The sequence below is a fragment of the Streptomyces sp. NPDC025784 genome, from assembly GCF_055558435.1.
In genome coordinates this window covers 350,483-364,944 of sequence record NZ_JBVHMN010000001.1, presented here as the reverse complement: position 1 = coordinate 364,944, position 14,462 = coordinate 350,483, and the positions used below count along the sequence as shown (strand labels likewise).

The window sequence follows — 14,462 nt, the reverse complement described above, 5'->3', positions numbered from 1 at the left end:
GTGACCGACCCGCGTCCGGTACGACGCGACGAGATCGCCTCCCGCGTCCGGTACGACAGGGCGGGACCGACCCCGCTTCCGACGCGACGGGTGACGAGTGACGGGTGGGCTACTCGCCCTTCGCCCCCGTCAGTCCCTCGATCCGTCCCAGTACCGAGACCCGAGGGTCCCCCGAGCCCTTCGCCGGATCCAGGGCCACCTGGTTGGAGACGAACTCCAGGGTGAGGGACTGCTTGATCTCACCGGTCGTCAGGGCCCGGACGTCCGCCGTGGGCGCGGGGATCTCGGTGCCCGCCGCGGCGGTCTGCTTCTCGTAGCGATGCGTGGTGAAGAACACCATCGCCCCGCCGTCCGCCGTGCGCAGTCCCACCGGGGCGTACTCGCCCGAGGACATCGGCTCGTCGATGTACTGCCGGGCGAGTCCGGGCTTGCTCGCGAACTTCTTGCGCTGGGCCCGCCACTGCGAGGTGTGAATGCCGGGGCCGAACTCGTCGCCGCCGGACTTGAGATAGGCCGCGTAGGCCTGGCTGAGCTTGCCGGGCTCGACCGTCACGGCGGCGTCGTCGGCCGTGACCGGCTGGGCCCAGCCGTCCTCGTCCGTCTCGAACTTCGGCACGTCCGCGGCGGCGAGGACCGTCAGGTACGACACCGCCCAGACGTCGTCCGCGCTCGTGCGGGTGAAGACGAGCAGCCAACGGCTGCTCTTGACGCCCTTGTTGGCCGCCGTGTCGGCCACGAACCAGCGCGGCCATGCGGCCTTCTCGGGTATCACGAACTTGGCGTCCGTGAACGTCAGCGGCGAATGCGACGGATTGCCGCCCGGGTTGTTCTTGTGTCCCGCCTTGAGCTTCGCGGCGTCGATGTCGGCGAGCGGCCCGGCGACCCGGTCCGCGTCCAGCGAACGGTCGTACTTCTCGTCCGCCTTGTTGTACGAGGTGGTGAAGTCCTCGAGCGCGCGGGCGGCTTCGGACCGGGTCGCCGCCGGTACGACCTCCCGCTCGCCGTGCACCACCACGCAGCCGCTCGCCGTCAGCGACAGAACGGTCAACGTCCCCGTTGCCAGGGCGAATCGATTGAGACTACGAAGCGTTCGTGGGCTGCGACCCGTGCGATCCCTGCTCATCAGGTGCCTTCACCTTCCCCTTCCCGGAGGCGAACCCTACCGGGGCGAGGAAGACGGCGAGTGTCGGGACCAGGTACAGCGCCCACACCGTGACCTGGAGGACGGTCGGGTCCGGCTGGAAGTTGAAGACGCCCTTCAGCAGGGTGCCGTACCAGCTCGTCGGGTCGATGGTGCTGCTGATGTCGAACGCCAGGTTCGTCAGGCCGGGGACGAAGTCGGCCTCCTGGAGGTCGTGGACGCCGTACGCGAGCACGCCCGCGGCGACGACGACCAGCATGCCGCCGGTCCAGGTGAAGAACTTGGCGAGGTTGATCCGCAGCGCGCCCCGGTAGAACAGCCAGCCGAGGAGGACCGCGGTGGCCAGGCCCAGGGCCACGCCGATCAGCGGGCGGGGCGTGCCGTCGCTCGCCGCGTGCACCGACGCCCACACGAACAGCGCGGTCTCCAGGCCCTCACGGCCCACCGCCAGGAACGCGGTCGCCACCAGCGCGCCCGTGCCCATGGCGAGGGCGGCGTCCAGCCTGCCGTGCAGCTCGCTCTTGAGGTGCCGCGCGGTGCGCCGCATCCAGAAGACCATCCACGTCACCAGGCCGACCGCCAGGACGGACAGCGAGCCGCCGAGCGCCTCCTGCGCCTGGAACGTCATCTCCTGGGAGCCGAATTCGAGCGCGCAGCCGAAGCCGAGCGCCAGCGCGACCGCGACGCCGATGCCGAGCCAGATCGGCCGCAGGGCGTCCCGGCGGCCGGTCTTCACCAGGTAGGCGATCAGGATGCAGACGACGAGGCTCGCCTCCAGCCCCTCGCGCAGACCGATCAGGTAGTTGCTGAACACTGGGCTACGCCTCCTCGGAGAACAGCGCCCGGCCCCACCAGTCGTCCTTGCCGCGGACACCGGGCGGGACGGCGAAGACCGCCGAACTCACGTGCTGGATGTACTCGTTGAGCGCGTCGGAGCGCGACAGGCTGCGCTGGAGCGGGATGAACCCCTTGCGCACGTCGCGCTGGTAGGCGAGGAAGAACAGGCCCGCCTCCAGACGGCCGAGGCCGTCCGTGCCGTCCGTGAACGAGTAGCCGCGCCGCAGGATCGTCACGCCGTTGTTGGAGTCGGGGTGCGCGAGCCGTACGTGCGCGTCCGGCTTCATCGCCTTCAGGAAGGGCTTGTCGTGCTCCTTCGCCTTGCCCACCGGAGCGCCTTCGCCCTTGTCGCGGCCGAAGATGTCCTCCTGCTCCTGGAGCGAGGTGCGGTCCCAGGTCTCGATGTGCATCCGGATGCGGCGGGCGACGAGGTAGGAGCCGCCGGTCATCCAGTCGGCGCCGTCCTTCTCGCCGACCCACACGAACTTCTCCAGCCGGTCCTTCTCCGTGCCGGCGATGTTGCGCGTGCCGTCCTTGAAGCCCATCAGGTTGCGCGGGGTCTGCGCGTCCGGGGTGGTGGACGAGGTCTTGCCGAAACCGAGCTGGGACCAGCGGATCACGACCTTGCCGAAGCCGATGCGGGCCAGGTTGCGGATCGCGTGCACCGCGACCTGCGGGTCGTCCGCGCACGCCTGGATGCACAGATCGCCGTTGCTGCGGGTCTTCTCCAGGGCGTCGCCCGGGAACTGCGGCAGATCGACGAGGGCCTCGGGGCGCCGGTCGTTCAGCCCGAACTTCTCGAACAGGGACGGGCCGAAGCCGATCGTCAGCGTCAGCCGCGACGGCTTGAGGCCCAGTGCCTCACCGGTGTCGTCCGGCGGCGCTTCGGCCAGACCGCCGTACGCCCCCTCGCCGACCGCGTGCCCCGCGGTCATCCGCCGGGCGGCGGCCGTCCAGTCCTTCAGCATCTGCACGAACTCGGCGCGGTCGTCCGTCTGCACGTCGAACGCGGCGAAGTGCAGCCGGTCCTGTACCGGCGTCGCGATGCCCGCCTGGTGCGCGCCGTGGAAGGCGATCGCGCCGCCCGCGTCGGCGCCGGCCGGGTCCACGTCGTTGCCGGTGCGGGTCATCGCCACGGCTCCGCCGGCCGCGGCGGCGCCGAGCGCGAGCCCGGCACCGCCCCAGCCGATCAGCGAACGCCGTGACGGCGCGGACGAGCCCGTGTTCTCGGCGGTTTGGGAGGCTTCCGTGGTGTCCGTCATGCTGCTGCTCCTACTTCACGACGGCGGCGGCGAGCTTGGACAGGGGCTCGGCGAGCGCGTTCACGGCGTCGGAGAGCTCCTTGCGGTCGGCCTTGCCGACCTTGTCGTACGAGGTGAAGACGTACGAGGACTTGTCCGTGCGGTACTTGTCGAGCAGCGTGTCGAGCGCCGTGAACTGCTTGTCGAGCTCCGTGGTCAGCGCCGCGTCGTTCTCCTGGGCGACCGGCTTCAGCAGCTCGTACGCCTTCTGCGCGCCCTCGACGTTGCCCTTGAAGTCGGTCAGGTCGGTGTGCGAGTAGCGGTCCTCCTCGCCGGTGACCTTGCCGGTGGCGACCTCGTCGAGCAGCTCCTTGGCGCCGTTGGCCATGGAGGTCGGGGTGATCTCGGCCTTGCCGACCCGCTTCTGCCAGTCCTTGAGGTCGGTGACGAGCTGGTCGGCGAGGGTCTTCTCCTCCGCGCCGATCTTCTTGTCGTGCCACAGGGCCTTCTCCAGACGGTGCCAGCCCGTCCACTTCTGGCCGTCCTCCAGGCCGTCCTCGCGGACGTCGACCTTCGGGTCGATGTCGCCGAAGGACTCCGCGACGGGCTCGGTGCGCTCCCAGCCGAGGCGGGAGTCGGCGAACGCCTTCTTCGCGGCCTCCATGTCGCCGTCCTTGACGGACTTCGCGAACGCCTCGGCCTTGGGCAGCGTGGCGTCGGCCTGCTCCTGCGCGTACCCGCGGTAGGCGGCGACGGCCTTGTCGAGGCGCGGGTCCCGCTTGGCGGCCTTGCCGCCGGTGACCGTGAGCTTCTGGCGGACGCCGTGGCCCTTCATGCCCGGACGGCAGGCGATCTCGTACGAACCGGCCTTCACCTCGGCGGTCAGCGTGTACTTGGTGCCGGGCCCGATGTTCTCCTTCTCGGAGACGATCCGGTCGTCCGGGAAGACGATCTCGACCTCGGTGGCCTTCGACCCCTTGTTCTCGATCTTCAGCGTGACGTGGCCGGCCGGGACGGTCTTGGCGGAGGTGTCGCACTTGCTGTCGGCGGCGGTCACCTGGATCGCGTCACCGTTCTTGGCGTCGCTCTTCTCGGTGCAGCCCGTGACGGCGGTCAGAGCTGCCGCGGTGGCGGCAGCGGTGACAACTGAGAGGCGGACGGCTCGCATTCAGGCTCCAAGAGAAGTCGGACAAACCGCACGGCGGTGACCGCGTCGGCATGGTGAGGCTGGCCTAACTTATCTGAGGCTTCCCTCAGTGATACCCGCCCGTCCGGTGATTCAGCTCTCACAGACGGTGTACAGGCACGGCTTGATCACGGCGGCCAAAAGCAGACCCCATGAAATGGTCAAGCGAAAGTCAAGAGTCGCGTCGGGGTGCGACCAGTACGGCACCCGTCCCGGGGTGCGGGAACACCTCGACCGGCTGACGGTGGACCTCACCGAGGAGATCAGCGGTGAAGACCTCGGCCGGGGGACCGCGGCCGCGACACGACCGGCGCACAGAATCGCCACCCGGTGCGCGCACGCCGCCGCGAGCTTCAGATCGTGCAGCACCACGACCACGGCGTCCCCGGCACGCGCCCTGTCCCGGCAGATCCGCAGTACCAACTCCTGGTGCCGCAGGTCGAGTGCGGCCGCCGACCAGTCGGCCGCGGGCCGCCCGTCGCCTCGGCGAGCACGGCCGGGGGAGGGGGGCGCGGCGCGCGCCGTACGCACGAGACGTGGCACCGTACGCGGGAGCCTCATGCCCAGCCGGCTCGCTCGCCCAGGCCACCTGGCCGAAGGTGCCGGCCGTGCCGCCGTGGGCGGCGCTCGGTCTCGGTGTCGTCCCGCTGTACGCCCGCCGTCTCGATCTGCCGGCGCTCGGCGAACGTCCGGCCCGGCACCTGGGCGTGGACGTCGCGCCGGGGCGAGCGTGGTGCTCGCGGTGCGCAGGCGCCGCACGATGTGGTCCGGAACCGGCGGCGGCCCGGGCGACGCGACGCGGACCTCAGGGTCCGGGTCTCGGGGTCCGCGCCGAACGGTCCAAGGTCTCGGGTTCGGATCCGTACGGTCCACGGCCTCGGGGTCCGCGCCGCACGGTCCGGGACGCGCCCGCGGCTCGGGTGATGTTTGAATGCCGGAGTGACTGACTACGACGTGCTCCGGGTGTTCTGCGGACCCGGTGGCGGGTACGGCAACGAGCTCGGTGTCGTGCGTGACGGCTCCGTGCTGCCGGACCGCGAGGAACGGCAGGCGCTCGCGGCCAAGCTCGGGTTCAGCGAGACCGTGTTCGTCGACGACCCCGAGCGCGGGGTGATCGACATCTACACGCCGACACTGCGGCTGCCGTTCGCCGGACATCCCTGCGTCGGCGTGGGCTGGCTGCTCGACGTGCCCGAACTGGTCACCCCCGCCGGGACGGTGGGAGTACGGCTCGACGGCGAGTTCAGCTGGATCGAGGCTCGGGCCGAGTGGGCGCCGGAGCGCACCCTGCGGCAGTACGGATCGGCCGCCGAGGTCGACGCGCTGACCGTGCCGCCGCCGGGGGAGTGGATCTACGCCTGGGCGTGGGAGGACGAGGCGGCCGGCCGTGTGCGGGCCCGTGCCTTCCCCGGCCGTGACGACGGCATCGACGAGGACGAGGCGACGGGCGCGGCGGCACTGCTGCTCACCGACCGCCTGGGCCGCGCGCTCAACATCGTGCAAGGCGCGGGTTCGCAGATCCTCACGGCTCCGCAGCCGCACGGCTGGGTCGAGGTGGGCGGACGGGTCCTGCTGGAACGCTGACGGCCCGGGGCCGAGGTCCCCCGGGCGCCCCCGGCTGCCGTCGCAGGCCGGTCGCGGCCCCATGACGGTCACGCCGTGAGCGGGAACTCCTCGCCCAGGGCGCGGAAGACGGCGGTGTTCAGCGCGAACGCCTGCTTGCACTCCGCGACGATGCGCTGCTTCTCCAGGTCGTCGGCCGGGACCGCGTCCAGCAGTTCGCGGTAGCCGCGCTTGAAGGCGGCCGGATTGCCGATGCCCTCGAAGACGTAGAAGCGGACGCCGTCGCCCTTGCGGGCGAAGCCCCAGGTCTGCTCGGCCTTGCCGCGGATGATCTGGCCGCCGGAGAGGTCGCCGAGGTAGCGGGTGTAGTGGTGGGCCACATAGCCGCCGGACCACTCCCGTGCGCACTCCGCGACGCGGGTCGCGTAGGCCCGGGTCGCGGGCAGGGCGGTGAGCGACTCCCGCCACCCGGAGCCCCGGAGATGGGCCAGGTCGCGCTCCAGGGCGGTGCGGCGCAGCAGCTCGGGCCGGATGAACGGGCCGGCCACCGGATCGGACATCAGCCGGTCGGCCGCCGCCTCCAGGGCCTCGTAGACGAACCACAGTTGCTCGGTGTAGCGCGCGTAGGCCTCGACGCCGAGTCGGCCGCCCAGCAGGTCGGCCATGAACGTCGACGTCTCCGCCTCCACATGCTGCTCGTGCGAGGCGGTGCGGATGAGGGCCGAGAAGGAGTCCATGCGCCGAATCATCTAAGGTAAGCCTTGCCTAAGTCAACAGCTTGCCGACCACCTGTCGGGAACTTTCCCGACAGCCTGTCGGTAAAAACATACCCCGCCCCGGTCGAGCGGGCACGAAGAAGCCCGCCCTCCGAGGAGGGCGGGCTCGATGCTTCCCGGGGTCGATGCCTCCCGGGCTACGGCAGGGTCAGGATGTCCGCCCCGCTGTCCGTCACCACCAGCGTGTGCTCGAACTGGGCGGTACGCCTGCGGTCCTTCGTGACGACGGTCCACCCGTCGTCCCACATGTCGTACTCGTGGGTGCCGAGCGTGAGCATGGGCTCGATGGTGAAGGTCATCCCCGGCTGGATGACGGTGGTTGCGTGGGGGCTGTCGTAGTGGGGAATGATCAATCCCGAGTGGAAGGAGGAGTTGATCCCGTGCCCGGTGAAGTCCCGGACGACGCCGTACCCGAACCGCTTCGCGTAGGACTCGATGACCCGGCCGATGACATTGATCTGACGGCCCGGCTTGACGGCCTTGATCGCGCGTTCGAGGGACTCGCGGGTCCGCTCGACCAGCAGCCGCGACTCCTCGTCGACGTCGCCGACCAGGTAGGTCGCGTTGTTGTCGCCGTGCACGCCGCCGATGTACGCCGTGACGTCGAGGTTGATGATGTCGCCGTCCCTGAGGACCGTGGAGTCCGGGATGCCGTGGCAGATGACCTCGTTGACGGAGGTGCACAGCGACTTGGGGAAGCCGCGGTAGCCGAGCGTCGACGGGTAGGCGCCGTGGTCGCACATGTACGCGTGCGCCACGCGGTCCAGTTCGTCCGTCGTCACGCCCGGCGCGATGAGCTTCGCGGCCTCCGCCATCGCCTGCGCGGCGATGCGGCCGGCGACCCGCATCGCCTCGACGGTCTCCGGCGTCTGCACCTCGGGGCCCGTGTACGGCGTGGGGGCGGGCTTGCCCACGTACTCGGGACGCCGGATGTTTCCCGGGACGGGACGGGTGGGAGAGAGCTCCCCTGGTACGAGCAGCGACTGGCCAGACATGCCAGCGAGTCTAACCAGCGGGCATGGGGGACCATGTCCGTGTCGAAAGGAGCCGGTCATGGCCCTGTTCAAGAAGCGGACCGTCGGCAAGCCCGGCGAGTGGTACTACTGCCTGGAACACAAGAAGGTCGAGGAAGGCCCCGAGTGCCCGGCCAAGAACCGCTTCGGGCCGTACGCGACCCGCGAGGAGGCGACCCACGCGATGGAGACCGCGCGCGAGCGGAACCTCGAATGGGAAACCGACCCCAAGTGGCATGACGCGTCGGACACGGAGCAGGCCCCCGAGGACCGCTGACCGCCACCCCTTGGCTCCCCGGCCGCGTCGGGACGAGCCGAGCCTGTCGGACGGAGGGTTTCTGGTGGTGGGGGTGGGAAAGCGTCGGTGGCGCCCCGGGTGACGGGGCCCTGACGACGGTCCCCGGACCGGCAGGCCCCGGCAGCCAATCCGGAGCTCAGAGCGAAGCCCCCGCTTCGACCCCCCGCACCGCCCGCATCCGCACAGCATGCTCATTCGTCCGGACGTCGTACGTCATCAGCTTCGGAAGGAACGCGGCCAGCACCACCACCGCCCCCACACAGAGCAGCCCACCGGCCCAGATCGACGTCCGCACGCCGGCCCACGCGGCCATGCCACCGGCGCGGACCTGCCCGAGCTGGGGCCCGGCGGAGTACGACAGCAGCTCGATCCCGGCGAGCCGCCCGCGCAGCTCGTCCGGGATCGTCTGGTTCCAGATGGCGGCACGGAAGATCCCGCTGACCATGTCGCAGCAGCCGCCGAGCGTCAGGAAGAGCAGCACCAGCCACACGTTGTGCACGACCCCCGCCGCCGCCATGGCGAGACCCCAGCACGCCGCGGCGAGGGCGACCATCCGCCCGTGCCGGTGGACGCGGGAGGTCCACCCGCTGGTGAGGCTCACCAGCAGCGACCCGGCGGGCACCGCGGCGTACATCAGCCCCAGCGACCACTCCGCGTCCAACTCGTCCGCGAGGAACGGCAGCAACGCCAGCGGCATCGCGAGGAACATCGCCGCGAGGTCCAGCGCGTACGTACCGAGCAGCTCCTTGCGGCTCCAGGCGTACCGCGCGCCCTCCGCGACGGACCGCAGGGACGGCCTGGCCGCCTCGTGCGAGGCGGGCGACGCGGCCAGTCCCACGGCCAGCGCCACCGACACGGCGAAGGTCGCCAGGTCCACGGCGTACGCCCAGCCCAGCCCGGCGTAGGCGACGACGACGCCGGCGAGCGCGGGGCCCGCCACCCCGCCCACGGTCCAGCGCAGCGAGTTGAGGGCGGCGGCGGCCGGCAGGTGCTCGTGGGCCACGATCCGCGGCAGGAGCGAGTCGAGCGCGGGCCGCTGGACGGCGACGAGCGCGGAGGACAGCGCGGCGACGGCGTACAGCGGCCACACCGCGGGGTGCGGCAGCGACGCGTTCACCAGGAGCGCGACGCACAGCAGGCCCTGCCCGACCTCGGTACGGAGGATCAGTTTCCGTTTGTCCAGCGCGTCGGCGAGGGCGCCGCCGTACAGGCCGAACACCACCAGGGGCACGAGCTCGACGGCTCCGAGCGCGCCCACCGCCACGGCCGACCCGGTCAGGTCCTTCATCTGCACCGGCAGCGCGACGAAGGTCAGGAAGCTGCCGAAGTTGGTGATCAATCCCGCCACCCACAGCCGCCGGAAGTCGGCGGAGGTCCGCCACGGCGCAAGATCGGGCAGCAGGGAGCGGAGTCGGGAGGAGGGGGCCACAACGGGCCATGCTCGGCGGACGCGCCGAGCGGAGCAACCGCTTTTCGCCGCCACCGCGATCGCGCACAGCGGCTTCGCACCACGGCCCGCGCGACACCGGACCCCTGCCGCGACCGTGCGCCGGCGGTCCCGGGCTGTCTCCGTGCGTCGGCGTTCCGGGGCGTCATGGTGTGTAGGCGTTCCCCGCGTCACCCGTGCGGCGGCGGCCCCGGGCGGGCCCCGTGCGCCGGTGGTCCCGGGCTGTCTCCGTGCGTCGGCGTTCCGGGGCGTCATGGTGTGTAGGCGTTCCCCGCGTCACCCGTGCGGCGGCGGTCCCGGGCGGGCCCCGTGCGCCGGTGGTCCCGGGCTGTCTCCGTGCGTCGGCGTTCCGGGGCGTCATGGTGCGTCGGCGTTCCCCGCGTCACCCGTGCGGCGGCGGTCCCGGGCGGGCACCGTGCGGCAGTGGCCCCGGGGCGTCACGGCGGGACGGCGTTACCCGGGCCGTCACCGTCCGGCAGCGATGCGAAGGCCGCCCGCGCGTCGACGAGGGCGCGGACGCGGAGAGCGGCCCCGCGCTACCACCGGTACGACGGCGGTGCCGTCAGCTGGTCCGCGAGGCGGGAAAGACGGTCGCGGAAGCGCCGGGGCCCGCGCGGGGAGGGCAGCGCGTTCTCCCCGGCCGCCGCGCTGACCAGGTGCTGCACGGTGTCGAGGTCGAGCTCGGGGTCCGCCGGCACGGCGAGCGACTCATGGGCCAGCGCGGGCAGCTCCGGATCGTCCGAGGACAGGGCCAGGACCGTCGCCCCGGCCCTCCGCGCGCCGTGCAGCCGCTCCAGCAGCGGTGCGCCGGTCGGGCCCGGCGCCACCACGAGCAGCGTCTCCCCGCGCCGCGCCGCCTCGACGCGGCCCAGCCCCACGGCGAGGTGGGCCGGATCGGACGCGCGCGCCCCGTGCCGCACCAGGGTCGGCGACAGTTCCGGCGTCCCCGACCACGCCGCCTCGTCCACCAGGTGCGCGGCGAGGTGCCAGGGCTCGTACTCCTCGGTGCCGACCAGCAGCAGTCCGCCCCCGTGCGACACCACGGACCCCCGCAGTGCCCCGCCGAACCGCCGCGTGGCGCCCAGCCACTCGGTCCCGGCGAGCACCTCGCGCAGCAACGCGACCCGTACGGCATCCATGCGGCAGATCCTGCCTCAAACGGCCACTCGTGACCCGGAGTTCACCACGAATTCGCCCGAGTTGGGCACAGGCCCCGATCACCGGCCGCCCCCAGGAACCGCGAGGAGCCCGCCATGACCGAGCCGACCACCGGGACACCCGCCACACCCGACAGCGGGCCGACCGAGCCCGGTGCGGGCGTCGGTACCGAACCCGGCACCGACCCCACCCCCGGTACCGACTCCGCGCCGACCACCCCCTTCCGCGGCGGCCGCGAGGGCTACGCCGGCTTCCGGATCCCCGCGGTCGTCGTCACCGGCGCCGGAACCCTCCTCGCCTTCTGCGAGGGCCGGGTCGCCTCCGCGCACGACCACGGCCACATCGACATCGTGCTGAAGCGGTCCACGGACGGCGGCCGCACCTGGGGACCGCTCCGGGCCGTCGCCGAGAACGGCGGCGACCTCGCGGGCAACCCGGCGCCCGTCGTCCTCGACACCGGCCGCGTCCTGCTCGTGCACGTCCGCAGCGCGGCCGCGGCGAGCGAGGACGCCCTGCTGCGGGGCAAGGTGAAACCGGCCGACGGGCGGCGCGTATGGGTGCAGCACAGCGACGACGACGGGCTCACCTGGTCGGCACCGAAGGAGATCACCGCGCAGGTCAAGAAGGCGGGCTGGCGCTGGTACGCCACCACCCCCGGGCACGCGATCCAGCTGACCGGCGGCCGCGTGGTCGTCCCCGGCAACCACACCCTCGCGCCCACCGGCACCGACAACGGCACCGAGGCGAAGTACAACAGCGGTCACTGCCTCCTCAGCGACGACCGCGGTCAGACCTGGTACCTCGGCTACATCGACGAGAACACCAACGGCTACATCAACGTCAACGAGACGACCGCGGCCGAACTCCCCGACGGACGCGTCTACTTCAACACCCGCAACGACTCCCCGTCGCCCGGCAACCGCGCCGACGCGCACTCCCGCGACGGCGGCAGGACCCTGGAGAAGCCGTTCCGTCCGCAGGCCGGGATCGTCACGGCCGTCGTCCAGGGCAGCGTCCTCCAGCTCCGCGACCCGGACCTGCTGCTGTACTCGGGGCCCGCCGACCCCGACTTCCGCGCCCTGATGACCGTCCGCGTCTCCACCGACGGGGGCACCACCTGGCGGAGTGCCCACACGGTCGACGGACTGCCCGCCGCCTACTCCGACCTCGTCCGCGTCGACGCCACGACCGTCGGACTCCTCTACGAGACAGGCGACTTCGGCGCGTACGAGACGATCGCCTTCCGGCGCATCCCCGTGACCGCCCTCACCTGACCCGCACGGTCGCGGACCACGCACGTAAAGTCGGCCCATGACCTCTACTGACAGTGCACAGAAGGCTCCCGCCAAGGATCCCTGGGACCTTCCCGACGTGTCCGGGCTCGTCGTGGGCGTGCTCGGCGGCACCGGGCCGCAGGGCAAGGGCCTCGCCTACCGGCTCGCCCGGGCCGGCCAGAAGGTGATCATCGGCTCGCGTGCCGAGGAGCGCGCGCAGGCCGCCGCCGCCGAGATCGGCCACGGCATCGAGGGTGCCGACAACGCCGAGACCGCGCGACGCAGCGACATCGTGATCGTCGCCGTGCCCTGGGAGGGTCACGGCAAGACCCTCGAATCGCTGCGCGGGGAGCTCGTCGGCAAGCTGGTCGTCGACTGCGTCAACCCGCTCGGCTTCGACAAGAAGGGCGCCTACGCGCTCAAGCCCGAGGAGGGCAGCGCCGCCGAGCAGGCCGCCGCCCTGCTGCCGGACTCCCGGGTCACGGCCGCCTTCCACCACTTGTCCGCCGTCCTCCTCGAGGACCCGGAGATCGACGTGATCGACACCGACGTCATGGTCCTCGGCGAGGAGCGGGCGGACGTCGAGATCGTGCAGGCGCTCGCCGGCCGTGTCCCCGGCATGCGCGGAGTCTTCGCCGGCCGGCTGCGCAACGCGCACCAGGTCGAGGCCCTGGTCGCCAACCTCATCTCCGTGAACCGGCGCTACAAGGCCCACGCGGGCCTGCGCGTCACGGACGTCTAGGGGGTGTCGGGCGCCCTGGTGGCGCCCGGGACGACGGCCGTCCCGGCCCCCGGGCCCCACGCGGGCCGGTGGGTGACGGCCGTGGATGTCACGTGGGGGACACTGGTGGGCAAGCAGTGTCCCCCCGACAGGAGCCGACCCCCATGCCCCGCCTCGCGCTGTACGCCCTCGCCGTCTGTGTCCTCTCCGTCGCCGCGGCCGTGGTCTCCTTCGTCCAGGGCAGCTGGCTCGGGATCGTGTGGGTGCTGCTGGCGGGCCTCACGTCCAACATGGCCTGGTACTACCTGAGGCGCGCCCGGGCCGGCGGGGCGGGCAGCGGTTCCGTCACCGGCTGACCGTGCAGTACTGGTCGACGCCTTCCCAGAAGCGGTAGAGGCTCTGGCCGCAGTAGCGCTGCCCGTCGTCGATGCCCAGACCGCCGAGGATCGAATAGATCGCGTCGAAGAAGACCTGGTTCACCGACGGGATCCACAGCACCGCGAAGACCGCGAGCAGACCGAACGGCGCGAACGGCTCGACCTGCCGGCGGACGCCGTACGACAGCCAGGGCTCGATCACGCCGTACCCGTCCAGGCCCGGCACCGGCAGGAAGTTCAGGATCGCGGCCGTGACCTGGAGCAGCGCCAGGAACGCCAGCGCGTACTGGAAGACCGGGGGCACGCCGTCCAGGGCGTGCAGCCAGAACGGCGCGGTGCACACCAGCGCGAAGAGGACGTTCGTCAGAGGACCCGCGGCGGAGATCAGGCTGTGCTTCCAGCGGCCCCGGATGCGGCTGCGCTCGATGAAGACGGCGCCGCCCGGCAGACCGATCCCGCCCATGATCACGAAGATCACCGGCAGCACGATGCTCAGCAGCGCGTGCGTGTACTTCAGCGGGTTCAGCGTCAGATAGCCCTTGGCGCCGATCGAGATGTCGCCGCTGTGCAGCGCGGTGCGCGCGTGCGCGTACTCGTGCAGGCACAGGGAGACGATCCAGCCCGACGTGACGAAGAGGAACACGGCCACGCCGGGCTCCTCGGCGAAGCCGGTCCAGGCCGCCCACCCGGTCACCGCCATGACGGCCACGATCCCGAGGAAGACGGGGCTGATCCTCCGGTCACTGCGGCGGGACGCGACGGCGGTCATGGGGCTCCCTGGACTGTCGGGACGGGTACACACGTGCTTCGGGACTGCCCGACCGTACCGGGCTCAGGCGGAAAACGTCTCGCCACAGGGCATTGGTTCCGGGGAGGGTGGGGGCATGGCGCGATGGTGGGTGTTCTACGCGGACTGGCAGCTGGAGTGCTGCGGCACACCCTTCTCGGTGGGCGACGAGGTGAGCTGGCCGCTGCTGCTCCTGTCCTCCGACGAGGTGCTGGGCGGCGGCTGGTACGAGGAGCTCAGCAAGCTGTCGGGTCCCGTCGCGACCGTGACGGACCCTGACGGGGACGGCGGCGGGGACGAGGACGAGGACGGGGGCGTGGTCGCCACGCTGCGCGGTGACGACGGGCTCACGGCCGCGCTGAGCGGCGAACCCCCGGACGAGCCCGGGCAGTGGATCAGGGCGGTCGGCATGCTCACCGTCGAGCGCCACGGCGGACTGTGGCCCGAGACCGCCGGCACGGTGCGGGCGATCCGTGTGGTGCGTCAGGAGTTCGCCGAGACGGACCCGGGCTCGCGCACCCTGGAGCCGGTGCCGCAGTCGCGCTCGCTGGAGACCGCCGACAGCAGCCCGAAGTGGTTCGGCGAGGGCCGCTGCGGTGTCCTGGCCGAACTCGAGGTGCCGGACCTCCGTACCTGAGACCAC

At 71.8% G+C, this 14,462-nt stretch carries 15 protein-coding genes and 2 pseudogenes; 7 read left to right on the top strand and 10 right to left on the bottom strand.

The window, feature by feature from the left end:
• Positions 1-109: 109 nt before the first annotated feature.
• From ACZ4IF_RS01580 to ACZ4IF_RS01560, 5 genes and pseudogenes are all read right to left on the bottom strand, one after another.
• A complete protein-coding gene (locus ACZ4IF_RS01580; RefSeq protein WP_467558559.1) occupies positions 110-1,123 on the bottom strand; it encodes an SCO2278 family lipoprotein in 1,014 nt (337 codons plus the stop codon).
• Entirely contained in the window at positions 1,080-1,955 is an 876-nt protein-coding gene (gene efeU, locus ACZ4IF_RS01575) for an iron uptake transporter permease EfeU (protein WP_467558557.1), read from the bottom strand. The genes ACZ4IF_RS01580 and efeU overlap by 44 nt, the downstream gene beginning before the upstream one ends.
• Before the next feature lie 4 nt (positions 1,956-1,959).
• Positions 1,960-3,240 (bottom strand): iron uptake transporter deferrochelatase/peroxidase subunit, encoded by a 1,281-nt coding sequence (efeB, locus tag ACZ4IF_RS01570; protein WP_359490755.1) that lies wholly within the window; start codon positions 3,238-3,240, stop codon positions 1,960-1,962.
• A gap of 10 nt (positions 3,241-3,250) precedes the next feature.
• A complete protein-coding gene (gene efeO, locus ACZ4IF_RS01565; RefSeq protein WP_467558554.1) occupies positions 3,251-4,387 on the bottom strand; it encodes an iron uptake system protein EfeO in 1,137 nt (378 codons plus the stop codon).
• 190 nt (positions 4,388-4,577) lie between these two features.
• Positions 4,578-4,867 (bottom strand): annotated as a pseudogene (locus tag ACZ4IF_RS01560) (hemin ABC transporter ATP-binding protein); the annotation flags it as partial.
• Positions 4,868-4,974: 107 nt separating this feature from the next.
• On the opposite strand from ACZ4IF_RS01560, the pseudogene ACZ4IF_RS01555 reads away from it, so the two are divergent.
• Together ACZ4IF_RS01555 and ACZ4IF_RS01550 are read left to right on the top strand one after the other, a co-directional pair.
• A pseudogene (locus ACZ4IF_RS01555) lies at positions 4,975-5,121 on the top strand (iron chelate uptake ABC transporter family permease subunit); the annotation flags it as partial.
• 223 nt (positions 5,122-5,344) lie between these two features.
• Positions 5,345-5,989: a PhzF family phenazine biosynthesis protein gene (locus tag ACZ4IF_RS01550; protein WP_467558552.1), complete on the top strand. Its 645-nt coding sequence runs from the start codon at positions 5,345-5,347 to the stop codon at positions 5,987-5,989.
• Positions 5,990-6,057: 68 nt separating this feature from the next.
• On the opposite strand, the gene ACZ4IF_RS01545 is transcribed toward ACZ4IF_RS01550, so the two are convergent.
• A complete protein-coding gene (locus tag ACZ4IF_RS01545) occupies positions 6,058-6,705 on the bottom strand; it encodes a biliverdin-producing heme oxygenase (RefSeq protein WP_467558550.1) in 648 nt (215 codons plus the stop codon).
• A 176-nt stretch (positions 6,706-6,881) separates the two neighbouring features.
• Positions 6,882-7,739 (bottom strand): type I methionyl aminopeptidase, encoded by an 858-nt coding sequence (gene map / locus ACZ4IF_RS01540; RefSeq protein ID WP_467558548.1) that lies wholly within the window; start codon positions 7,737-7,739, stop codon positions 6,882-6,884.
• A gap of 58 nt (positions 7,740-7,797) precedes the next feature.
• Here map and ACZ4IF_RS01535 point away from each other — a divergent pair, with 58 nt between their 5' ends.
• Positions 7,798-8,034, top strand: a complete 237-nt coding sequence (locus ACZ4IF_RS01535; RefSeq protein ID WP_467558546.1) for a hypothetical protein — start codon at positions 7,798-7,800, stop codon at positions 8,032-8,034.
• 157 nt (positions 8,035-8,191) lie between these two features.
• Here the strand turns inward: ACZ4IF_RS01535 and ACZ4IF_RS01530 are convergent, their stop codons facing one another.
• Positions 8,192-9,484, bottom strand: coding sequence for an MFS transporter (locus tag ACZ4IF_RS01530; RefSeq protein ID WP_467558544.1), 1,293 nt, complete (start codon positions 9,482-9,484; stop codon positions 8,192-8,194).
• A 554-nt stretch (positions 9,485-10,038) separates the two neighbouring features.
• Positions 10,039-10,641: a hypothetical protein gene (locus ACZ4IF_RS01525; protein ID WP_467558542.1), complete on the bottom strand. Its 603-nt coding sequence runs from the start codon at positions 10,639-10,641 to the stop codon at positions 10,039-10,041.
• A gap of 114 nt (positions 10,642-10,755) precedes the next feature.
• Here ACZ4IF_RS01525 and ACZ4IF_RS01520 point away from each other — a divergent pair, with 114 nt between their 5' ends.
• From ACZ4IF_RS01520 to ACZ4IF_RS01510, 3 genes are all read left to right on the top strand, one after another.
• On the top strand, positions 10,756-11,934 hold the full coding sequence (locus tag ACZ4IF_RS01520) for a sialidase family protein (protein ID WP_467558540.1): 1,179 nt from the start codon (positions 10,756-10,758) through the stop codon (positions 11,932-11,934).
• A gap of 37 nt (positions 11,935-11,971) precedes the next feature.
• The gene (npdG, locus tag ACZ4IF_RS01515; protein WP_467558538.1) at positions 11,972-12,676 is read left to right on the top strand and encodes an NADPH-dependent F420 reductase; all 705 of its coding nucleotides are present in this window, start codon (positions 11,972-11,974) and stop codon (positions 12,674-12,676) included.
• A 92-nt stretch (positions 12,677-12,768) separates the two neighbouring features.
• Complete coding sequence (locus ACZ4IF_RS01510; protein ID WP_467558536.1) at positions 12,769-13,011, top strand: hypothetical protein; 243 nt, start codon at positions 12,769-12,771, stop codon at positions 13,009-13,011.
• Here ACZ4IF_RS01510 and ACZ4IF_RS01505 read toward each other — a convergent pair.
• On the bottom strand, positions 13,001-13,801 hold the full coding sequence (locus ACZ4IF_RS01505; RefSeq protein WP_467558534.1) for a site-2 protease family protein: 801 nt from the start codon (positions 13,799-13,801) through the stop codon (positions 13,001-13,003). The two genes, ACZ4IF_RS01510 and ACZ4IF_RS01505, sit on opposite strands and share 11 nt — an antisense overlap.
• A 115-nt stretch (positions 13,802-13,916) precedes the next feature.
• Here ACZ4IF_RS01505 and ACZ4IF_RS01500 point away from each other — a divergent pair, with 115 nt between their 5' ends.
• Entirely contained in the window at positions 13,917-14,456 is a 540-nt protein-coding gene (locus tag ACZ4IF_RS01500; RefSeq protein ID WP_467558532.1) for a DUF6578 domain-containing protein, read from the top strand.
• Positions 14,457-14,462: the final 6 nt, after the last annotated feature.